The 21,843-nt window shown below is 56.7% G+C and carries 21 protein-coding genes; 13 read left to right on the forward strand and 8 right to left on the reverse strand.

Features of this window, described 5'->3' with window-relative positions; genetic code table 11:
• Positions 1-129: 129 nt before the first annotated feature.
• Positions 130-1,434 carry a DUF6882 domain-containing protein gene (locus ACN085_RS05145; protein ID WP_419104818.1) on the forward strand — a complete coding sequence of 435 codons (1,305 nt, stop codon included), beginning with the start codon at positions 130-132 and terminating at the stop codon, positions 1,432-1,434.
• A gap of 174 nt (positions 1,435-1,608) precedes the next feature.
• Positions 1,609-2,505, forward strand: a complete 897-nt coding sequence (rarD, locus tag ACN085_RS05150) for an EamA family transporter RarD (protein ID WP_419104817.1) — start codon at positions 1,609-1,611, stop codon at positions 2,503-2,505.
• A 3-nt stretch (positions 2,506-2,508) separates the two neighbouring features.
• Here the strand turns inward: rarD and ACN085_RS05155 are convergent, their stop codons facing one another.
• The 3 genes from ACN085_RS05155 to ACN085_RS05165 all read right to left on the reverse strand — a co-directional run bounded on the left by ACN085_RS05155 (position 2,509) and on the right by ACN085_RS05165 (position 4,956).
• Entirely contained in the window at positions 2,509-3,273 is a 765-nt protein-coding gene (locus ACN085_RS05155; protein ID WP_419110811.1) for an amino acid ABC transporter ATP-binding protein, read from the reverse strand.
• A gap of 29 nt (positions 3,274-3,302) precedes the next feature.
• Positions 3,303-4,097, reverse strand: coding sequence for an amino acid ABC transporter permease (locus tag ACN085_RS05160; RefSeq protein WP_419104815.1), 795 nt, complete (start codon positions 4,095-4,097; stop codon positions 3,303-3,305).
• Between the two features lie 88 nt (positions 4,098-4,185).
• A complete protein-coding gene (locus ACN085_RS05165; RefSeq protein ID WP_419099220.1) occupies positions 4,186-4,956 on the reverse strand; it encodes an ABC transporter substrate-binding protein in 771 nt (256 codons plus the stop codon).
• A 123-nt stretch (positions 4,957-5,079) separates the two neighbouring features.
• Here ACN085_RS05165 and ACN085_RS05170 point away from each other — a divergent pair, with 123 nt between their 5' ends.
• The 4 genes from ACN085_RS05170 to ACN085_RS05185 all read left to right on the forward strand — a co-directional run bounded on the left by ACN085_RS05170 (position 5,080) and on the right by ACN085_RS05185 (position 9,020).
• Positions 5,080-5,814, forward strand: a complete 735-nt coding sequence (locus ACN085_RS05170) for a demethylmenaquinone methyltransferase (RefSeq protein WP_419104874.1) — start codon at positions 5,080-5,082, stop codon at positions 5,812-5,814.
• 117 nt (positions 5,815-5,931) lie between these two features.
• Positions 5,932-6,954, forward strand: a complete 1,023-nt coding sequence (locus tag ACN085_RS05175; protein ID WP_419099448.1) for a polyprenyl synthetase family protein — start codon at positions 5,932-5,934, stop codon at positions 6,952-6,954.
• Between the two features lie 303 nt (positions 6,955-7,257).
• The gene (locus ACN085_RS05180; RefSeq protein ID WP_419110812.1) at positions 7,258-8,862 is read left to right on the forward strand and encodes a sodium-dependent transporter; all 1,605 of its coding nucleotides are present in this window, start codon (positions 7,258-7,260) and stop codon (positions 8,860-8,862) included.
• A 2-nt stretch (positions 8,863-8,864) separates the two neighbouring features.
• On the forward strand, positions 8,865-9,020 hold the full coding sequence (locus ACN085_RS05185) for a methionine/alanine import family NSS transporter small subunit (RefSeq protein ID WP_419099218.1): 156 nt from the start codon (positions 8,865-8,867) through the stop codon (positions 9,018-9,020).
• Positions 9,021-9,104: 84 nt separating this feature from the next.
• Here ACN085_RS05185 and menD read toward each other — a convergent pair whose 3' ends face one another.
• Together menD and ACN085_RS05195 are read right to left on the reverse strand one after the other, a co-directional pair.
• Positions 9,105-10,781: a 2-succinyl-5-enolpyruvyl-6-hydroxy-3-cyclohexene-1-carboxylic-acid synthase gene (menD, locus tag ACN085_RS05190; protein WP_419110813.1), complete on the reverse strand. Its 1,677-nt coding sequence runs from the start codon at positions 10,779-10,781 to the stop codon at positions 9,105-9,107.
• 29 nt (positions 10,782-10,810) lie between these two features.
• Positions 10,811-11,851, reverse strand: coding sequence for an o-succinylbenzoate synthase (locus ACN085_RS05195; protein WP_419110814.1), 1,041 nt, complete (start codon positions 11,849-11,851; stop codon positions 10,811-10,813).
• 249 nt (positions 11,852-12,100) lie between these two features.
• Here ACN085_RS05195 and ACN085_RS05200 point away from each other — a divergent pair, with 249 nt between their 5' ends.
• Positions 12,101-13,699, forward strand: a complete 1,599-nt coding sequence (locus ACN085_RS05200) for a phosphatase PAP2 family protein (RefSeq protein ID WP_419110815.1) — start codon at positions 12,101-12,103, stop codon at positions 13,697-13,699.
• 101 nt (positions 13,700-13,800) lie between these two features.
• On the opposite strand, the gene ACN085_RS05205 is transcribed toward ACN085_RS05200, so the two are convergent.
• Positions 13,801-14,715: an MBL fold metallo-hydrolase gene (locus ACN085_RS05205; RefSeq protein ID WP_419099214.1), complete on the reverse strand. Its 915-nt coding sequence runs from the start codon at positions 14,713-14,715 to the stop codon at positions 13,801-13,803.
• A 227-nt stretch (positions 14,716-14,942) separates the two neighbouring features.
• Between ACN085_RS05205 and gluQRS the strand changes: the two genes are divergently transcribed.
• From gluQRS to ACN085_RS05235, 6 genes are all read left to right on the forward strand, one after another.
• Complete coding sequence (gluQRS, locus tag ACN085_RS05210; protein ID WP_419110816.1) at positions 14,943-15,914, forward strand: tRNA glutamyl-Q(34) synthetase GluQRS; 972 nt, start codon at positions 14,943-14,945, stop codon at positions 15,912-15,914.
• A gap of 5 nt (positions 15,915-15,919) precedes the next feature.
• Positions 15,920-16,861 (forward strand): EamA family transporter, encoded by a 942-nt coding sequence (locus ACN085_RS05215; RefSeq protein WP_419104731.1) that lies wholly within the window; start codon positions 15,920-15,922, stop codon positions 16,859-16,861.
• Positions 16,862-17,122: 261 nt separating this feature from the next.
• A complete protein-coding gene (gene putP / locus ACN085_RS05220; protein WP_419099211.1) occupies positions 17,123-18,622 on the forward strand; it encodes a sodium/proline symporter PutP in 1,500 nt (499 codons plus the stop codon).
• A gap of 216 nt (positions 18,623-18,838) precedes the next feature.
• Positions 18,839-19,792 carry a 1,4-dihydroxy-2-naphthoyl-CoA synthase gene (locus ACN085_RS05225; protein ID WP_419110817.1) on the forward strand — a complete coding sequence of 318 codons (954 nt, stop codon included), beginning with the start codon at positions 18,839-18,841 and terminating at the stop codon, positions 19,790-19,792.
• 154 nt (positions 19,793-19,946) lie between these two features.
• Positions 19,947-20,201 carry a type II toxin-antitoxin system Phd/YefM family antitoxin gene (locus tag ACN085_RS05230; protein WP_419099209.1) on the forward strand — a complete coding sequence of 85 codons (255 nt, stop codon included), beginning with the start codon at positions 19,947-19,949 and terminating at the stop codon, positions 20,199-20,201.
• A gap of 7 nt (positions 20,202-20,208) precedes the next feature.
• Complete coding sequence (locus ACN085_RS05235) at positions 20,209-20,466, forward strand: Txe/YoeB family addiction module toxin (protein WP_419104735.1); 258 nt, start codon at positions 20,209-20,211, stop codon at positions 20,464-20,466.
• A gap of 960 nt (positions 20,467-21,426) precedes the next feature.
• On the opposite strand, the gene ACN085_RS05240 is transcribed toward ACN085_RS05235, so the two are convergent.
• Positions 21,427-21,657, reverse strand: a complete 231-nt coding sequence (locus ACN085_RS05240; RefSeq protein ID WP_419110818.1) for a hypothetical protein — start codon at positions 21,655-21,657, stop codon at positions 21,427-21,429.
• Between the two features lie 2 nt (positions 21,658-21,659).
• Positions 21,660-21,830 (reverse strand): hypothetical protein, encoded by a 171-nt coding sequence (locus ACN085_RS05245; protein ID WP_419104737.1) that lies wholly within the window; start codon positions 21,828-21,830, stop codon positions 21,660-21,662.
• Positions 21,831-21,843 lie beyond the last annotated feature (13 nt).

Here is a 21,843-nt window from a genome sequence, read left to right on the forward strand (position 1 = left end):
ATTTGTGTCTTTCTTGCTCACGGAAGAGGGAAGGAACCAAGTGGGTAGAACCTGGTAAAAGATAGAAAATACAGGTCCCCACGGGTATAAAAGGTGCGTGAGCACCCCAAGAGTTGCTAGCCTTAACCCATGACTAAAACACTGCAGGATCTGATTGATGATTCGATCTTCATCTCCACCGAGTACCAGGCCCGTCTCGCTGAGATCAGCGGCGACGCAGAATGGACGGTGGATTTCTCTGCGCCGTCATTCACCCTCCAGTCTGATGCTTCCGTACGTCTCACCCCTTACCTGTTGGGCACTGAGTCTGAGAACCGCGGTTCCTGGATTTGGTCCTGGCAAGAACTCGGTCACTTCCCTGACCGCGTTGTTTCGGCAGCAATCCAGGCACGTGAAGGCGGGGCACAGCACACCATTACGGAACTCACCACCGATGAGCTCCCCCTGGACTCCGGCCTAGCGCGCAAGCTCACCCTCGCAACCAAGGCACTGACCGGCATCTATGCCCACTACCCCGTCACAGCTGGGGCAGGTGTCCGTGCATGGGTCCTTCTCGAAGGCTCTCAGCTTGACCTGGATGCCCCCACCGTTAACCGCATGGGTCAGGTCATGGCTCAGGCCCTGCAGACCGGCACCGCTGTTAACCACTTGCGCGCTGTTGACTCCTATGCCAAGCTCCGCGGCGCACATATCGCCTGGGACACCGAAGCAACCGCTGTCATCACTGCGGCAGACGGTGCGCTACGTCTTTGGTTCGATAAGGGCAAGATTTCGGGCATTGAGGCAGCCGAGCCCCAGGTCGGGGCCGATGAGCTAGCCCGTCTTGCCAGTCAAGCTCGTGATCTGCGTGAACAGCTCGAAGCAGAACGCCAGGGTATTGAAACCCTCGCCGCGCGTGAGGCCGCAGCTCAAATGGCCCAACGAGAAGAAGCCGCCCGTCTAGCCGCTGAAGAAGCAGCACAAGCAGAAGCGCAAGCTGAAGCGCAGGCAGGTTCCGAGCAGGAAGAGGCTACCGCAGCCGAGCCTCAGACCTTTACGGAAGCTCCTACCCAGGAATCCGTGGCAGAACAGAGTGCCCTCGAAGATGAAGTCGAAGGTACTATCACCACAGACCGTGTCTACCCCAATGCGGACCAGCCCTATGACCAGGACCCTGCCGAAGATGTACGCCCGGGCCGTGTTACCACCAGCACTATTGCTGAAGAGAACATTGTGCAGGACCAGCCTGCCGCCCCTGTGCAGAGCGCCGAAGAGCCTGACGAAGCCCAGCAGGCGCCCACGGGTTACGAGTCAGCTGAAGACACCCGTGATGCACGGGAGATTCGTTTGGCAGGTCAGGCACCTGACCTTGAGGCCGAACGCGCTGAGGCCTCTAAGAAGCCCCAGCCCAAGGAAGATAAGAAGGGCTTCTTTAGCCGCTTCTTCGGTCTGTAAGACCAAGATACCCCTGCTCTAGGGGTTGTCTCTGGCGGTGGCTCCCCCTATAGGTGGGGGCCACCGCCTTTTCTATGGTGAGCATTCGCCCAAGGAGCTAGAACTCCCCCGCCCATAGAAAGCACTGACCTATACTTGCAGGGACCTAATGAATCAGCACAGAAAGAAAAACAGGTGCCTACTAACCAGAGAAACTCGGGTATTCTTGCAGCTTTCCTCTGCTACCTTATCTGGGGCCTCTTCCCCCTCTATTTCCTGCTAACGGTACCGGCTAGCCCCCTCGAAATTGTGGCTGAGAGGGTGCTCTTCACCCTGCTTTTCTGTGCTTTCCTGATACCGGCAACCCGTCAGGTTCAATCACTCATGGCAGTACTTAAGCGCCCCAGAAAGCTCCTTGTGCTCGGGGCCGCAGGCCTACTCATTTTCTGTAATTGGCTGCTCTACGTTATCGCCACAACAAGCCACAATGTGATGGAAGCGTCACTGGGCTACTACATCAACCCCATTGTTTCGGTAGCGCTCGGCGTTCTCTTCCTGGGTGAAAAACTCCGCCCACTCCAGTGGGCCGGTATCGCGGTAGCTGCCTTAGCAGTGCTTGTCATGTGTTTCTTTTACGGCTCAATCCCTTGGTTGGGCCTGGGCCTGGCTTTCAGCTTTGGCCTCTACGGTCTGCTCAAAAAGTACGCTGGAGCTGTCCCCGCCGTCGTGTCGCTGAGCGTAGAGACCCTGGTTCTTGCACCCATGGCAGCTGTCCTACTTGCTCACTTTGCCCGCCGAGGTGATCTTACTCTGTTTGCTGAGGGTCAGGCTCACTTTTGGATTCTGGCTGCCTCGGGTCTAGTCACAGCGGTTCCGCTCCTGCTCTTTGCGAGCGCGGCCTCGCGGGTTCCGCTGTCCCTGATCGGCATGATTCAGTACCTCACCCCGACCATGCAGTTCCTGCTGGCTCTCTTTGTTACCCATGAGACCCTCACCGCTGGCAGGTGGGTAGGTTTTGGCCTGATTTGGGTAGCCGCAGTTTTCTTTATAGCCGACTCGTGGAGAGCCCAGAAACCACGGTTAAGGACCTAGCGTCTACGATTGCTGGGTGGGGTTCAGCACACGTGAGAGGAAGAGCTGGGTGCGCTCCTGTTGGGGGTTGCCGATGACCTGTTCAGCGGGGCCTTCCTCTACCACAACACCGCCGTCCATGAAGACCACGCGGTCAGCCACATCACGGGCAAAAGCCATCTCATGGGTTACGACCACCATGGTCATGCCCTCGGTAGCCAGCTGGCGCATGATACCCAGAACATCACCTACCGTCTCGGGGTCCAAAGCACTGGTGGGCTCATCAAAGAGCATGAGCTGGGGGTTCATAGAGAGGGCACGAGCGATAGCTACGCGCTGTTGCTGACCGCCAGAAAGCTGATCAGGGTGCCGCTGAGCCTTATCGGCCAGCCCCACCTTCTGCAGGTTAGCCATGGCAATTTTCTGGGCCTCGGCCCGGGAACGTTTGAGCACCTTAATCTGCGCTACCGTACAGTTTTGGAGTACGGTCAGGTGCGGGAAGAGGTTGAACTGCTGGAAGACCATGCCCACAGAGCGGCGCATAGCATCGACATCGACGTCGGGGTGGGTCACCGCATGCCCTGCTACCTCAATAGTTCCGCTGTTAGGTGTCTCCAGCAGGTTGACGCACCGCAGAAGAGTTGATTTGCCCGAGCCGGAGGGGCCAATCAGGCAGACAACTTGGCCGGGAGCTACGGACATATTGATGCCTTTGAGGACTTCCACCTCACCGTAGGATTTATGCAGGTCGGTAATGGTAACTGAGGCAGGTACAGGATTTTCGGTCATGGCTGTATTCCTTGAAACGGTAGTGGCGGTTACGTGCGGGAGCGGGCCTGGGCACGCTTCTCGAAGTGGCGGGCAAGGAAACCGAGCGGGACAGTGATAATCAGGTAGCAGACACCGGCAAGAACCAGCGGGGTCAGCCCGGCACCGGAGCCGGAAATTCCTTCGCGACCAAATTTGGTGAGCTCATACTGGGCAACAGACATACCGAGTAGGTAGACCAGCGATGAGTCCTTGGTCAGCAAGATAATCTCGTTGGTCAGCGGGGGCAGAACGATCCGGAAAGCCTGGGGAATAATAACGGTCACCATGGCGCGGGTATGGCTCATACCCAGTGATCGAGCGGCCTCATACTGGCCCTTGGGCACAGCCTCAAGACCGGCCCGCAAAACTTCACCGATGTAGGCCGCAGCTACCATACCCAGGGCAAGCATCACGGTCACATAGTTGTTCAGGCGTAGCCCAAAGGCCAGCGGAATACCGTAGCCAAAGGCGATAAAGACAAGAAGCGCGGGCAGGCCGCGGAAAAGCTCAATGTAAAGCGATGAAATCCACCGGTAGGGTGCGATAGAAGAAATCTTCATGAGGGCAAGCAGAATACCGCCTGACAGACCCACCACAAAACCCAAAGCCGTGTAAATCAAGGTGTTCTTCAGGGCAACAGTGATGATGTTGGGGAACTGCTTGGCGATGATTTCAGGGTTAAAGACCTTCTCACGCAGGGTTGCCCAGTCGGCAACAAGAACAATGATCAGGGCGATCACTGCCAGAAGAGCATACTGGGAGTAGCGGGCATAGGTCTGTTTCTGCCGGGTAGACAGTGCCATGGTTCTCATCCTCGGTTACGTGCTGGGGGCAGGCTCCTCTGAGCCCACCCCCGGTTTCTTAGAAGGTAGCTACCGCAAAAGCGGCTACTTACTGGGAAAGACCCAGGTACTTTTCCCGCAAGTCAGCTAGGCGGCCGTCGTCTTGCATCTTCTTCAGAGTCGCATTGGCAGAGTCCAGCAGTGCAGTGTTTTCGGTGGAGACAGCGGCAGCAATCTTTTCGTTGGTCTCAATCTCCTGAGCTACTTTGAGGCTGCTATCTGCGGTCAGCATTTCAGACAGAACAGTAATGTTACCGACCACGGCATCGACCTGGCCGGTCTGCAGGGCCTGAAGGAGCAGACCGTTGTCCTCATACTGGACGGTGTCAGCGCCGGCGTCCTTGGCGTACTTTTCACCGCTGGTGGCCTGCTGGACGCCGACCTTACGGCCTGACAGGTCAGCTTCACCGGTGATAGAAGAATCGGCGGGCACCAGGATTGCTAGATTGTCATCGACGTACGAGGAGGTGAAGTTCATGACGGTTTTGCGCTCATCGGTCACAGTGATACCGGAAAGCGCGATATCGCACTGACCGGAGGAGAGCGCAACACCTGACTGGATCCCCTCGAAGCTGGTGGTGTACATTTCGGCTTCTACAGCCAGGTCTGAGGCGATAGCGGCGGCAATGTCAGCGTCAAGACCAACAATTTTGCCGTTTTCTTCGTACTCGAAGGGGGCGTAGGGAGGGTTAGTGCAGACGGTGAGTTTACCCTCAGAGATCAGGGATACCCCGGACTCAGTTGTGGCGGAAGTACCTGATGAGCCACAGGCGGTTAGGAGCAGGGCAGTAGCGGCAAGTGCCAAGGGCGCCTTCTTCATGGTTGGTTACCTCATTCATACGGTGTGTAAGTGGGTTAGCGTTGAAGTTCATTCTGCCCCCGAATGATTAAAAATGCAAACATATGCATGATTATTCATAATGGTGTTTCATCGCTCACCAATATGAGCTTTTGCCCTAAACGTGACAAAATAGCTAGGGTGAACCGAGCAGACCTTAACAAAAAGACCACCGATATCGCCTCCATGTTCGACCAGGTGGCTGAACGCTACGACCTCATGAACGGCATTATGTCACTGGGGCAGCACCTCTACTGGCGTAAGCAGACCGTGGCCGCTGTCCATGCCCGCCCCGGCCAGAAAGTCCTCGACGTAGCCGCAGGTACCGGCACCTCATCTGAGCCTTTTGCCGATGCCGGCGTAACCGTCATTGCCGCCGACCTTTCCGAAGGCATGCTCGCCGTAGGCAGGCGCCGCCGCCCCGACATCGAATTCGTGCAGGCTGATGTCACGGCCCTCCCCTTTACTGATAACGAGTTTGACGCCGTCACCATGTCTTACGGTCTACGCAACGTCGCCGACTACCCCAAGGCACTGCGGGAACTCTACCGAGTCACCAAACCCGGCGGTCGAATCGTCATCAACGAATTCTCCACCCCCACCTTCGGCCCCTTCCGCACCCTTTACCGGAACTACATCATGAAACTGATTCCGCCCATCGCGCGCAAGGTATCCTCCAACCCCGAAAGCTACGAATACCTAGCAGAGTCAATTCTGGCCTGGCCCAACCAGGACGAACTGGCCCGCCACTTTGCCGAAGCCGGTTGGCAGGATGTTCGCTACCGCAACCTCACCGGCGGTATCGTCGCTCTACACCGTGCATACAAGCCCCAAGCCTAGACCAGGTAGACTAATAGCAGCCCGAGCACGGCCCCCGGCCGATAGTGTACGACCCAAGAAGTGTGAAAAATCATCGTGACTGACTCCACCAGCTCCCCCGTGAGCGCAGAAGCATTCATGCCAGAGGCTGATTTCAGTCTGCCTAAAGGCTTTGAACTCATCGCGCAGGACGCTGAACTGGGCCCCAAGATCCTTGAGGCTCTCACCGAAATTGAGCAGCGGCTTGAACGCTCGGTAAATCAGACAAACCACCTGGCAGATGTTGCTTCCCGCCACCTACTCTCCGCCGGCGGCAAGCGGATTCGCCCCCTCCTGACCCTTCTGGCAGCAGAAGCTGGCGGCGGCATCAACGACCGGGTACTGGATGCGGCCGTGGTTGTTGAACTAACGCACCTGGCTACCCTCTACCACGACGATGTCATGGACGATGCCCCCAAACGCCGCGGGGTAGACACCGCCCAGAATATCTGGGGTAACTCGGTAGCTATTCTGACCGGTGACCTCATTTTCTCCCGCGCTTCGCTCATAGTTTCCGAACTGGGCGGGCGCGCCCTAGCTGTTCAGGCTCAGACCTTTGAGCGCCTCGTGCTCGGCCAGCTCTTTGAAACCACCGGCCCCGAGAAACATGAGGATATCCTCAACCACTACATCAAGGTCATTGAGGGCAAGACCGGCTCCCTGATTGCCGCCGCAGGTTCCTACGGCACCATCCTTTCTGACTCCCCCGAGTCCCTTATCCAGATGCTGGCCCGCTACGGTGAACTGGTAGGCGTAGCCTTCCAGCTTGCCGACGATGTCATCGACGTAACCAGCTCGGGTAAGTCATCGGGCAAAACCCCGGGCACCGATTTGCGTGAAGGTGTACCAACCCTACCCACCATTCTGCTTGAACGGGCAGCATTAGCAGGTGACCAAGAAGCCCAGCGTATCCAGCAATTAATTGAGGGAGACCTTACCAGCGACGAGGCTCTAGCCCAGGCCGTAGCCGCGCTCTCAGCCCACCCGGTCACCCAAGAAGCCTGGGATATTGCCTACCGGTGGGCCGATGATGCAATCGCCGCTATCGAGCCGCTACCCGATACGGTTATTAAGGAAGCACTCAAGTCCTTTGCTCACGCCGTTGTGCACCGAGACTCCTAGAAGCTATGCCGCGTCACGGCAAAATTTTATAAGCCCGGCTAAGATACATGGCCGGGCTTAAATTTATAGCCCGAAAACTTCCACTATCTGAGATTTTTTCGCGCACTTGTCCGCTCTTCGAAGATACTACAAGAAAGATTAACAGGATTCTGCCAGGAGCCCACCCCGCTCCGAGGCCACCGCATCACCTCTTAGCGGATTCCTTATGAACCAGCCACCACCCCCGGCACCAGTGTTCACACCACCGGTTGCGCCTCTAGCAGGTGCAGTTTTAGTTTCTATCCATGAGCGAGGGACACTCACATGAGTACGACCAAGACCTCAGCGCCTCAAAAACGAGAAGGCTTCTCCAGCCGTAAGGTCTTTATCTTTGCCGCCATCGGTTCCGCCGTTGGCCTCGGTAACATCTGGCGCTTCCCCTACGTTGCCTACGATAACGGCGGCGGTGCCTTCATGATCCCCTACCTGGTTGCTCTGCTGACCGCAGGCCTACCTTTCCTCTTCTTCGACTACGTCATCGGCCACCGGGCACGTGCCTCCTCCCCCCTGGCTTTCCGCCGTCTGAACCGCAAGACTGAGTTCATCGGCTGGTGGCACATGGGCATCAACTTCATTATCGCTATCTACTACGCGGCGATTCTGGCATGGGCGGCCCGCTACCTGTTCTACTCCTTTGATCACGCCTGGGGTGATGACCCCCAGACCTTCCTCTTCTCTGAGGTCCTCCAGGTAGCTGACCCCGCCGGCCTCACCTTTGACTTCGTACCCGGGATCTTGATTCCCATTGTGGTGATTTGGGTCCTGCTCGCAGTCATTATGTCCTTGGGCGTGCAGAAAGGTGTCGGTCTGGCTAACCTCTTCTTTATCCCCGTCCTAATTATTATGTTTATCGTGCTAGTGGGCTACTCACTGACCCTCAATGGCGCTATGACCGGCCTGGACGCTCTCTTCACACCGGATTGGGGTGCCCTCACCAAGCCCGAAGTATGGGTTGCAGCTTACGGCCAGATCTTCTTCTCGCTCTCCATCGGCTTTGGCATCATGATTACCTACGCCTCCTACCTCAAGAACAAGACCGACCTGACCGGTACCGGTGCTGTCGTTGGTTTTGCTAACTCGTCTTTCGAACTCCTGGCAGGCATTGGCGTTTTCGCAGCCCTTGGTTTTATGGCAACCGCAGCTGGAACCTCAGTCTCTGAGGTGGCGACCTCCGGCATCGGCCTGGCTTTTATCGCCTTCCCTACCATCATCTCTCAGGCCCCCGGTGGTACCTTCATTGGTGTGCTCTTCTTCGGTTCCCTGCTCTTTGCAGGCTTTACCTCCATGATTTCAATTATCGAGGTTATTGTTGCGGGCGTTGAAGATAAGTTCAATCTGGGCCGTGTCCGCTCCACCCTGTTTGTGATTGCACCTATCGCTCTTATTTCAACGGTGCTGATGGCAACCACCTCGGGCCTCTACGTTCTGGATATTCTCGATAACTTTGTCAACCAGTTCGGTATTCTGGCAGCAGGCCTGGTCTCCATCATTGTAGTGGCCTACCTGCTCCGCGGCCTGCCCATTCTGCGCAATCACCTCAATGAGCGTTCCTCCTGGAAGATGGGTCGCCTGTGGATGCTACTGCTGGCAGTTATCACACCCATCATCTTGGGCTACTCACTGATCAACACCTTTATCGGCCTGATGAAGGAACCCTACGGTGGCTACCCTGACCAGATGCTCAACATCTTCGGCTGGGGCATGGTCATTGCTCTTCTTGTAGCAGCTGTCATCCTGTCGATGTTGCCTTGGTCAAAGACCTCGCGTGCGGCGCTCACTCCCCCTGCTCCCCCGATCTCCGGTGGCAAGGTTGTGCATGACCACGTTGATGCTACCGTCAAGAACCTAACCGCCCAGGGAGGTAAATAATTATGAGCTCATCAGCAATCATCATGCTCATTGTTGCTATCGCACTCATCTGGGGCGGGCTAGCTACCGCTCTGGTTCACCTGTCACGCCACCCCGATCAGTCGGGCACCGATGATGAACAGGCTGATACTTTAGCCCCCTGGGCCCACGAAGCCTAACTCCTGCTCACCCAGCGGTAGAAACAAATGCCGGGGTCCACACCAGTCAGTGTGGACCCCGGCTTTTCTCTGCTGTCTGAGCGGCTAGGGGGTAACGACCCGTAGACTAAACCCGTTATCTCCCCAGGCTCCGGCTAGCGCCTGCAGATTTGCGGTGTGTGGAGTCGTAAAAAACCGCTGAACGGTTGCAGTGTAGCGGGAATCTGCGGCAAGGGTCCCATGTTCCAGGGTAGAGAAAATACCGCCGCCCCGGTCATCGTAGACCAGCACCTCAACATCGGGCTTACGTTCCAAGGGGCCAATGTTAAGCGAGCCGACATCGTGCAGGAAGGTCAGGTCGCCCAAGAGCACACGCACCTTCCGCCCCAGCCCCAAAGAAATACCAGCAGCAACTGCCAGAGTGCCATCAATACCCGCTAACCCGCGTTGAGCAAAAACGAGTGGGCTCGAAGCCGCAGAGGGAGCAATCAGGTCTAGGTCTCGAATCAGATTAGAGGAACCTAAGACCAGAACGGCATCATCAGAAAGGCATTTCTCCCAGGTATCAAGGGCCGTAGAAAGAGCAGCTGTGCGGTCAGCCGAGTCGCTTAAATCCCCTCTATAGGTGCCTGCCCGGTAAGCTGCTACCCGCTGGTGGAGTTCTTCTTCCTGTATTTTGCCCTTTTCTAGCCAGCCCTCTAACCAGCCAGCGGGAGCTTGCCCAGCAAATTCTGCCAAACCCTGGAGGGTAGGTACCAGGTGCAGATCAAGGGCTCCAGGCTCATGCCAGGGTGCAGGAACCGGAGCATAAAGTGCTCTTTCAAGACCTGAATTGGCCATCAGGGCGGCAACAGGACGTGAGAGTGTGGGATGCCCAAAGATGACAGCCCGCTCGATGGAACCTGCCAGCTCTCCAGCTAGTAGCTGGCGGTAGGCGGGTACAGCAACCGGCGAGAACCTAGCCTGGGAGGACGGTTCGGCTAGAAGCGGTAGTCCCAATTTTTGAGCAAAAATTTGAGCCAGAGGCCCCGCCCCGTCCCCGGCGATCACAACGGTAGGGTAACTATATTCAGGCAGTTGGGCTGAACGGGGCCAGCTCTGGGCAGAAAGGTCTGGGTTTTCGGGGAGCAGCCGCACTCCCTGCTGTGCAAGCGGCACGAGACTGTGCGCCCAACGCCGTAGCATCTCTTGCTCGGTAGGGCCTGGGGTGAGCGGAGTATCAAAGGCCAGGTTAATCTGCACCGGCCCACGGGGTTGGTCTGCTGGGAGATTCCAGTTACTTTCGCTCCGCCCGGTCAAGGACGCTAGCGCCCGATTAAGGTCGCCGCTTTGGGGATCAGCAGGGTCAGCCGAATAGTTTTCCAGGGTGAGACTGGCACGCGTGTGGGCCGGTGCCAGCCCAGCTTGTCGGGTAGTTTGGTTGGCCCCTGTGCCCTGGAGGTGGGCGGGTCGATCCGCCGACAGTAGAGCAAGGGGGAGGCCCGAATGGTAGGCCTCCATGAGGGCGGGTAGGCACTCCCCTACCGCAGTACCACTGGTGGTTATTAGTCCCACAGGTTGACCGGTGGCCTTTGCTAAGCCCAGGGCTGTAAAGGCCGCTGAGCGTTCATCGATTCGCACATGGGCTTCAAGAACTCCGGCATCGGCTAGCGCCCCCACAGCATAGGCTAAAGGCGCAGAACGAGAACCTGGGCAGATAAGAACATGCCGCATACCTGAACGGATCAGGGTATCGAGCACGCTGATTGCGGTGATAAATGAGGGCGCTGGGGCGGAAGTCACCCCACCATCTTACTCACTTGTGCCAATACTTAGCTTGGGCTCTCTCTTTCCAAAAGTCGGTAGCAGGCAAAAATACGTTCATGCCACCAGCGCTGGCGATCCGGTGGTGCTAGAAGCTGATCGAGCAGACCGGCATCGGGTTCTACAGTAGGTAAGGGAAGATTACCGTTCTCTGCCACGAGGGGGAAAGCAGAAACGTCCTGCTTGAACAGCGACACCGTCCCCAAACCGCAGCCAAAAGGTAGCTCCGGCAGGGCCGCCGCCAGAGCCGCCCCAGTACGAATGCCCACCGAACTTTCCAGGGCCGAAGAGACAACAACGGGTAGGCCTGCCCGGCGCACGATCTCCAGCGAACGGCGAACCCCACCCAGAGGAGCGGCCTTAATGACCAGCAGGTCTGCAGCTCCTAGTCGCGCTACAGTGAGCGGATCATCGGCTTTGCGGACCGCCTCATCGGCGGCAATCCGCACGCCATTTCCACGCCGTCGCAGTTCTTCTCTCACCCTGGCCAGACTCTCGATGCCGGGCGTTGGCTGCTCCGCGTACAGCAGGTCATAATCCTCCAGTTCCATGAGAGCGTGAACTGCCTGCGCCTCGGTCCACCCACCGTTTGCATCCACTTTTAGGCGCGCCTGGGGCAGAACCCGGCCAACCGCTTTCACCCGGTTAAGGTCTTGGGCTAGAGATTCTTCAAAGGCTAGGCCGGCTTCGGCCACCTTAATTTTGACCTCACGAACCTCCCCGCAATAGCGGGCCAGCACACTTTCAACAGCCTGAGGATCAACAGCAGGAACCGTAGCGTTGAGAGGGATACTATTTCGGCGGGCATCGGGGTAGGGCAACCAGGCAGCCTCAAGTGCAGAGGCAAGCCAGGCGGCAGCCTCAGCAGGCTCGTATTCCGTGAAGGGAGCGAACTCCCCCCAGCCCGCCGGTCCCTGAATCAGAGCGGTCTCACGGACCTCAAGCCCCCGGAACCTTACCTTCATAGGAAGGGCAAGGACCCTGGTGTTGGCTAAAATCTCATTGATCGGGGGCAGGGTCAAGGAGGTAAGCTGTAGCGATGCTGTCATAGGCTCTAATCTACTCCGAGCATTGGCTCCATGCTCCAACCCAGGACTGCTAAAATTTTGAGGGTTAGATTGCCACCCAAACCTTAGGCTTTCTCCCAGGAAAGTCCCATCTGAGTTTGGCAGAATGATATAGCGAGCCCAAGCTCGAGTACTCAATGAATTTATTTATTTGGACTCGTTTCAGCGTATTTTGCTTGATAGGCTCGTGAAGGTACCTAACAGGCGGCAGAAAGGTAGTTGGGGTTTACTGTGAGTTTTAAAGAGCGAGACACCCGGGCTATCTCAGGCGTCCCCGACGATGCTACCGAGGTGCTGGCTACTCCCACCGTAACCACCCGTGTGGTGCCCCAGCCAGAGGGCCAAGACCCCACCATGCTTCTTTCCGCCCCCACCCCCCATAAGGGCCCTACCGCCGTAGAGGATGCAGACGCGACAGTTGTGCTACCGGTATCCGCCCAGCAAACAGCGCCCCAGAGCTCCCAAGATAGTGCACCTACCGCCCCTCTCGGAACCTTTGATCCCGATCCCGATGCGACCCTTGTTCTTCCCTCAAGCCGCCCAGCAGCCCCCACCATGGCTGACCCTACCGTGCCACTCAAACGCGATGAGCTCAAAACCAAACTGCAAGAAAGCGGTTTACAGGGAATAAACGCCGCCAAAACTGGTTTAGCCACTGCAAAAGCAAAAGCAATGCAGACAGCTGAGCGGGTCAGGCAGGAACGCGCAGCACGCGCAGCAAGTAACGCCCAAGAACGCCCGGTAGCCCAGCAAACTCCAACGGCGCAGCAAGCCCCCTTGACTGCCCAGCGCCAGCCCCGGCCCCTCTATGCCCCGGCTCACACTGCACCCGCCCGCTCCTACCAGCAGGCTCAGCCGCTACCGCCCCACATGCTGGGGGTACCCGGCCAGCCGGTCGAAGCACATGCAGGCGAGAACTCACCCTCCGGCCGACTCCAGATGCTCACCCCGTCACATATCAGGCAGACCAGGCCCTCCCTCTGGACCCTCATCCAGCACTTCTTTGCCGCCGGAACCCTCTTCTTCCTCATGGTTGCCGCTTTCTTCTTCTTCGTCGGGACATCCATTGGCCAAGAACTCGATGAAGTCTCCTTCCAGGAGTTCTCCTACCAATTCATGACCTACACCGACCAGACATCCAGCCTGCTCGACTCCATCCCGGCCGCAGCGGGAATTATTGCGGCCGTTGGCATCCTCTTTGTACTGGTCTGGAAGCACCGTTTCCTCCCGGCGCTCGTAGGCCTGGGCATGGCCTTGGGCGCTAACCTCTCAAGCCAAGTGCTCAAAAATTACATCATCGTCAAACCTGACCTAGGCATCCAGGAAGCCCTCATTAACTCTGCCCCGTCAGGTCACACAACCTTTGCGGCAGCCTCCGGTCTAGCGCTCTTCCTGGCCTCGCCTAAACGGTTCCGGCCCACTGTTGCCCTCCTGAGCATGTGCTTCACCGTAGCAGCAGGTTATTCAACCGTCATCAACGGCTGGCACCGCCCCGGTGATGTCATAACAGCTATCACCCTGACCGGGCTCTGGGGAGTCCTCGGCCTTGTGATACTGCGGTTCATGCGCTCCGAAGAACTCGACATGAGCAACACCCAGCGTTCAGGTCTCATCCTGGTCCCGCTGCTCTCCATTTCAGGGTTCTTTGTTGGTTTTTGCGCCGCCGCCCTCTATTGGGTCACCTACACCAACCCGATTCCCGGTTCAGCCTTTATGGCAGCGCTCTGCCTCATCGCTTCGGTGGCAGCCTTTACCACCTGCATCCAGGTTGCCCTGCTCCGCCCACAGAATAAGCAACGTAGCGCCTACAAGCGGGTATGGGCCTACTAAAAATTCCTATACCTGAATAAGACGGATGGCCGCCCTTTGGGCGGCCATCCGTCTATCAAGCTATTTCTGTGCAGGTTCTTCCGGTCTCTGAGGCTAAAAGCCTAACCCCGGCCCAGAGTAATAGGTCCGGTCAGACCACTAGCGACATTCTCCTGGAAGGTAGCCTCAGAAAGGCCCTGACCCTGAGCCTCAAAAGCCTCAAGTTTGAGCAGACGATCCAGCAAAATACGGGTGGAGCCCCCCGAGTACGGTAGCTGGTACATAGAAGCTGTAGTAGCACCCTTAACCTTTTTCAGGGCAGAGTCAGCGATGCTTTGGATAGCATCTTCCATAGTGCTAGCCATACGCTCAATAAAGGAACTCTCCACGGGATTACCGTGACCCGGAACAAAAATCCGGTAACGGTCCAAACCAGCAAGGGTTCTCAGCGTGCGCACCCAGTGTTGAGGGTAAGAATCGTCAAAGGCAGGATCAGAGCCCTGCTCTACCAGATCACCGGTGAAGAGGACATCGTCCACACCCACCAGCACGTCACCGTCGGTGTGGGCAAGACCCAGATACATAAGAGTTACCGCGCGCTCACCGAGCTCAACACGGGTAAAAGCCGGGCGGTTACCGTCACCGGGGAGCAAACGGTTGGGAGTCACAAGTTCGGTGTTGGGGCCCTGATCGTGCGCCATCTCCGGCTCCAGGACCTCAACATAAAGACGCTGGCGATCACCATAGGCCTCAATAGCGCGGGCCGCTCGGGGGTGAGCCCAGAAATCGTCCACACCGTCGGCTTTAAACACAGCATTGCCCATAAAACGGTCGAAGTGGGCATGGGTGTTAACGACTACCAGAGGGAGGTCAGTCACCCGGCGCACCGCTCGCAGAATCTCCGCGCCCTGACGTGGGCCTGCACCGGTTTCAACCACGAGTGCTTTCTCGGTTCCCACAATGAGCCCCGAGTTCAGGCGGTAGTTGTCCGTTGAGATCTGATAGATACCATCGGCAATTTCAATAGTTCTAGCCATACTCTCTAAGGTACTTGAATTCTGAAGGTCGCTCCCCCTTTATTAGCTTCTGAGGGGCTTATTTCTTGACACACTCCCCTACGTGAAACTGCCTAGCCATGTCAGCGCAATCTTTTGTCACATATTCACCACAGTGATTTATGCCCGATTCTGAGACATGAGACCCTAAGAGGCCCCTATTTCCCCCTAGAGGCGCAGGATGGCCCTGTCCCAGCTACACTGGTTGCATGCCTCAAACACACCCCGACCCCCTCCCTCCCTGCGGTCGCTATGCGCCCTCACCATCGGGTGACCTGCACCTGGGGAACCTCCGCACGGCCCTACTGGCCTGGTTATTCGCTCGCTCAGCCGGGGGCAGGTTTGTCATGCGCGTTGAAGACCTCGACCGGGTTAAGGCAGGGGCTGCTGAAGGCCAGCTTGCCGACCTCACTGCCCTAGGCATTGACTGGGACGGTAAGACCCTCTACCAGAGCACACGACTACCGGCCTACCGGGCCGCTGTGGAGAAGCTACTAGCGGAAGGTCTGGTCTATGAGTGTTTCTGCACCCGCCGCGAAATCCAAGAGGCTTCCTCAGCTCCTCACGGTGCACCGGGCGCTTACCCCGGCACCTGCCGCAAGCTGACTGAAAGCGAACGCACCGCCCGTCGCGCCCAACGACCGGCCGCCCTTCGTCTGCGAGCGCACACTGATTCTTTCACCGTCACCGATTACTTCGCGGGGAGTTATACCGACGCTGTAGACGATTTCGTGCTGGTGCGTAATGACGGCACCTACGCTTATAACCTGGTCTGCGTTGTCGATGACGACTATCAGGGTGTGACCCAGGTGGTGCGAGGCGATGATCTGCTCTCCAGTGCGCCCCGACAGGCCTACCTGGCAACCCTGCTAGGCCTTGGGGTGCCCACCTACGCGCATGTGCCACTAGCCCTAAACACCCAAGGCAAGAGGCTAGCTAAGCGGGATGGCGCTGTCACCCTTGCCCAGTTACAGGCAGCTAGGGTAAGCCAGGCTGAGATTCTACGGATGATTTCGGGCTCTATCCCGCTCCCCCCGATCACTGCTTCAGGCGGTAATACCAGCACCCCGCATCTGCCTGAAAGCGCCGCTGAAATGCTCAGCGTCTTTTCACCGGACAAGATTGGCCGGGCCCCCTGGATCGTGGTTGATCCCCTCCTGGAAAGTACCTGCTGCCTATAAAGCCTATGAGTAACCCAATAGTTCAGAACCCCAAAAGCCTGCGTGAGCGTATCCCCGCCGAACACCGGGGTACGGCTGCCTTCCTGCTGATTTTGACCGGCTCGTTGGGAATCCAAATATCGGCAGCTATCGTATCCCCTCTCTTTGAGAGCCTGGGGGCCAGCAGGGTGGCGGCCCTCCGTACCCTCATTGCGGCGGTTGTTCTCTGGGTCTTGGTGCGCCCTAATCCCCTGGCCCTGGGTAAAAAGGACGCCTGTCAGGTACTGGTATACGCTCTAGTCCTAAGCCTCATGAGCGTCTGCTTTTATAATGCTGTGCACTACATCCCTTTAGGGGTTGCTGTCACTTTTGAGTACCTAGGTGCTTTCACGGTAGCTCTTCTAGGAGTAAGGAGGCTCCGCGACGGGGTCTTTGCCCTGGTAGCCCTAGTCGGTGTAGTCCTGATTGCCGGTCCCACGCTAGCAGGTGGCTATCACCCCCTGGGCTTTATCTGGGCGCTAGGAGCGGCAACTGCCATGGCAGGCTACACTCTCTATTCGGCACGGTTGGGTTCCGCATCACCAGCCACCAGCGGACTCAAGGGCACGGCTCTGTCCCTAGCTTTATCTGCCATGCTCATGCTCCCCCTCTCGCTTCCCGCTGTGCCAGAACTCGACAGTGGCACCTGGTTCAAGCTGGCGCTCTCCGCCATTATAGGTGTGGCGCTGGCCTACTCAGCCGATAATATCGCCGGCCAGCTAACCAGTGCCGCCGTTATTGGCGTCCTCTTCTCTATCGACCCGGTAGTCGGAGCCGCAGTAGGAACTGTTTTGCTCGGTGAGATACTCACCCCCTGGTCCTACCTGGGGATTCTGCTGGTGGCGGCCTCCGGGGCCTACATTGTATGGCGCACCAACCGCTTGGCGATCGCCCTTAGCGCCGCCGTCAACGGACATAGCACATCCTAAGGGTGGGTAGAAAAATGAGGAATTGCTAAGCCCAGCTCAAGGCTGGTCATCACAGATTCGAAAGCATGGGAACTTCCAGGAGAAAGTGTCAAAATGACCTATAAGGTGTAAGCTAACCCACAGGCTAAAATCTTAGGTTTGACCTAGCTTCAAGTAACCTCACAAGGGTACTTGCCACCTGACCATACCCACACCAGTGCCCCACCGCCGCCGTAACTATGGCTGGCCTCTATGGGAGCGCGTAACATCCAAGAGGAGCTCATGAGCAACACCACCTACCAGTTGGTGGCCCTGGCCATCTACTTTGCCGCCATGATTGGCATCGGCATCTGGGCCAAAACCAAAAACAACAACCTCGATGACTATGTTCTCGGCGGTCGCTCCCTCTCCCCAACAGCCGCCGCTCTCTCAGCCGGAGCCTCAGACATGTCCGGCTGGCTACTCATGGGACTGCCCGGCGCGCTCTACATCACTGGCCTGGCAGAAGCCTGGATTGCAGTCGGCCTGACCATAGGTGCCTGGCTCAACTGGAAATTTGTTGCTCCCCGTCTGCGGAGCTACACCGAAGTATCGCGGAACTCCGTGACCGTCCCCAGCTTCTTCCATAACCGTCTGCGCGACCCCTACGGGGCCATCCGCATCTTCTCTGCAGTGGTTATCCTTATCTTCTTCACTTTCTACGTGTCCTCTGGCATGGTGGCCGGTGGTGTTTTCTTCCAGTCCACCTTTGGGGGCAACTACCACACCGGCATGGTGCTGGTGGCAGGCATTACCATGCTCTACACGCTCTTTGGTGGCTTCCTGGGTGCCACCTACACCGACATGGTTCAGGGTCTGCTCATGCTCGTAGCGCTCATTGTTCTACCTATCATGGCGCTCTTCTATGTGGGCGGCTTCTCGGGCCTAGAAACCACCATCGAGTCCGTCAATCCCACGGCTCTTTCGCTCTTTGCCGGCACCAGTCTGCTGGGTATTCTCTCCTCCATGGCCTGGGGCCTGGGCTACTTCGGGCAGCCCCACATTATCGTGCGCTTTATGGGTCTGCGCACCGTAGCTGATGCCCGCGCCGGCCGCCGTATCGGAATCTCCTGGATGCTAGCGACAATTATCGGCGCTATGAGCGCCGGTCTGATCGGTATCGCCTACTTTGCCCGTCACCCTGAGGCTCAGCTAACCGACACCAAAAACGCTGAATCAGTCTTTTTGGATATGTCCCAGTATCTCCTGCACCCCCTGCTCGCAGGTTTTGTTTTGGCCGCCGTTCTCGCTGCCATCATGTCTACCCTGTCTTCCCAGCTAGTTGTCTGCTCCTCAGCGCTGGCCGAGGACCTCTACAAGCTCACCAGCAAGGGCAAGGAGCTCTCCGCCTCCAAGGGGCTGTGGCTGGGCCGCGGTGCTGTTTTAGCTGTTGCTCTCATTGCGGCCGCCCTGGCCTGGAACCCGGATTCGTCGGTCCTGTCCCTGGTGTCCTTCGCCTGGGCCGGCTTCGGTGCCGCCTTTGGCCCCATCGTCCTGCTTTGCCTCTACTGGCGTAAGCTGACTGTCGCCGGTGCGGTTGCCGGTATGCTGGCAGGTACAGCAACCGTCTTCATCTGGGGTTACAACGACACCCTCTCCGGTTACATGTATGAGATTGTCCCCGGCTTCCTGATTAACCTGCTCGTGGCCTACCTGATCTCGATAGCCACCTACAAGGGTGACTCCGTTCAGGCCCAGGAAATCAACCAAGAGTTCGACCGCGCCGTGGAACTTACTCGCTAACAAGCGCCTCAGCCAAGAGATAAGACCGCCCCGCTATCTGCCCCAAGGCAAGGATAGCGGGGCGGTTTTATGTCCATTCCTAACAGCAGGTACAGCAGTGGCAAGCGCCCCTCTTGCCCGGCTCGCTCACACCCGCTGGGCAATGTATTCCAGCCCCCAACCAGCTTGCCTGCCCCCGTGCGCCTGCTTCTGTACTTGCCTGGGTAAACTGGTGGCATGACTAACCAACTTCCCGCACAAGTTTCCGATATTTTTGACCCCCACTCCTGGCGACTGGTCGAGGGCTTTGAAGACCTTACAGACATCACCTACCACCGGCAGGTAGAACGCAAGACTACCGGCGAAATTGTGCGGGACCTTCCCACCGTACGGATCGCCTTTGACCGCCCCGAGGTCCGCAACGCCTTCCGCCCACACACCGTTGATGAGCTCTACCGGGTACTGGATCACGCCCGCATGACCTCCACCGTGGGCACCGTACTTTTGACCGGTAACGGCCCCTCACCCAAGGACGGCGGCTGGGCCTTCTGCTCCGGCGGGGACCAGCGTATTCGCGGCCGCGATGGCTACCGCTACGCCGAGGGCGAGACTCGCGACTCCATCGACCCTGCCCGCGCGGGCCGCCTGCATATTCTGGAGGTCCAGCGCCTGATTCGTACCATGCCCAAGGTGGTCATTGCCCTGGTCTCCGGCTGGGCGGCAGGTGGCGGACACTCCCTGCACGTGGTCGCGGACCTGACCATTGCCTCTGAGGAGTACGGTAAGTTCAAGCAGACCGACGCAACCGTGGGCTCTTTTGATGCGGGTTACGGCTCGGCACTATTGGCGCGGCAGGTGGGCCAGAAGTTTGCGCGCGAGATTTTCTTCCTGGCCAAGGAGTACGATGCCCAGCGTATGTACGAAATGGGTGCGGTGAACGAGGTAGTGCCGCACGCTGACTTAGAGAAGAAGGGCCTGGAGTACGCGGCGCATATTGCCCGCCAGTCGCCGCAGGCTATCCGTATGCTCAAGTTCGCCTTTAACCTGCCCGATGACGGCATGGTGGGCCAGCAGGTCTTTGCCGGTGAGGCAACCCGTATGGCTTACATGACCGATGAGGCGGTAGAGGGCCGCGACGCCTTCTTAGAGAAGCGCGATCCTGACTGGGAAAGCTACCCCTACTACTTCTAGGATTCTCTTCCCCACCGGTTTTACCCAGATGCGGGGTTTCCTGTCGAATGCGCGGCTTTCTCGCGCAATTGGAAGGAAACCCCGTATTTCTTTGCGCACTTTACCTTGTCGAATAGGTTCAGCATAGGTACAGTTTCCTGTACAGGAGGATTTTATGAAAACTATGACCTACACAGAATCACGTTCTAGATACGCCCAGGTACTTGATTCTGTGGTTGATGACCGTGAAGAAGTAATCATTACCCGCGCTGGGCGCGAACCTGCCGTAATTCTTTCCCTGGCCGAGTACGAGTCTCTCAAGGAAACAGCTTATCTTTTGCGTTCCCCCGCCAATGCACGCCGCTTACTTAACTCAATTGAGGAGCTTGAGTCTGGTCAGGGCAAAACTCATACCCTTGCAGAAGGTTAGCGAGCCTATGAAACTGTTGTGGAGTGAGAGCGCCTGGGAAGATTACTTGTGGTGGCAGGCCCAGGACCGTAGGGTGCTTAAACGGATCAACGCCTTGCTCAAAGATATTCAGGGCAATGGCAATGAGGGCATTGGCAAGCCGGAAGCTCTGCGCAATAATCTTTCGGGGTACTGGTCCCGCAGAATAACAGAGGAGCACAGGCTGGTTTATAAAATCGTTGACGACACCATCAGAATCGCGGCAGTCAGGTACCACTACGAATAGCCTCAACGAAAAATCAGATGGACGCACCAAAACTCGGCTTTTACAAGGCAGTGGATAGATTCAAACCTCTAGGATTCGGGGAGAACTTGAAGTTATTTTCGACAGTGGCAAAGGGATGAGGGTCAAATTGCTTTTCCCAGGTACAGGAAATTATCGAGCAACGAAGTATAGTTAAAGTTAAAAATATCAAACTTTAATTTCTGATGATTACCTGTGCTCCTGGTAAAACCCAGAGAATCAAGCTTGATACAGCTTAGGTCGCCCAAAAACCTCCGTAAGTTTAAGATTCACATTGATTATCTCCAGCTAGCTTGTTTATCGACTCTAAAACATGGTCATTAACAACGAAGTTTAAAAAATTTGAAAACTGAATCTGTATTTCATTCAGGCCTTCCTCAAGCCGTCCAACACAGGAAGTCCTTTATATACAGTTTCTAGTGCCGATTCGAAGTCACTCCAATTTGGTGTACCATCGTCTTTCAAGCCCTCCATTTTTCAAGAAGTAAATTTTCTTCATTAAAATTACTCATTTTTAAAAAAATAATAGAATGACTCAAAAGAGGTGGCACACTTACTCCCTACATGTTTAAGAGCAAATATATCAAAACCGTTTCCAACCAGAAACACAATTCGATTATCAATTTCATTTCCCACCAGGCCCTCCTAGAAATACCGGCGTTCAATAATTATGTGATATAAATTCAAACCATTAAACCCCTGGAGATAAAGCAGTATTTGCTGTTGGCCCAGGCTCCTTTTCTTAGGAGCACAGAGTTGGGGTACAAGCATCTATCGGGTGCAGGGATGCCCTTTGCTTATGTTTTGAGGCTCCCGAGCAAGGATTATTCCCTTATCATCAAGAATGCGCTCACGTATTTTCGCTGTATTCCTTCCACCTGCGCGGTTTCTCTCGCGCAACTGAAAGGGGGCCTCCGCATGTCGGTGCGCAAGAGGCAACAGCTACTCTGCCTCTTGCCCACCCTGAGCGCGGCGGCGGTCGATGGCCTGTTCTTCAAATTCCAGCTCAATGACGCGCAGCTTATTCTTGCGCACCCAAGTCAAGAGCACCACAATGGAGAAAACAAAAAGAGTCAGCACTGCCACCAGGTAGACCAGGCCAACAATAGTGATAACCAGTTCACCAGTAGTGGGTGCCAGCGGGTTAGCCCCGTCTGCAAGAATCAGGCTCATGGCTACTTGCCTCCCCTAGCATCAAGGTCCTGTCCCAAGCCCAGGCGCTTACGAATTACCCGGATCTCAGCTTTGTTCTTCTTGTGGAAAACCAGCATGGCCCAAAAGACCAACCCAAAGAACGCTAGCTGGATTAGCAAGGCAAAGACCCCACCAGCACCAATAGAAAACACTATTTTCCTTTCT

It is taken from the genome of Rothia sp. P4278, from assembly GCF_048512945.1.
GTDB lineage: Bacteria > Actinomycetota > Actinomycetes > Actinomycetales > Micrococcaceae > Rothia.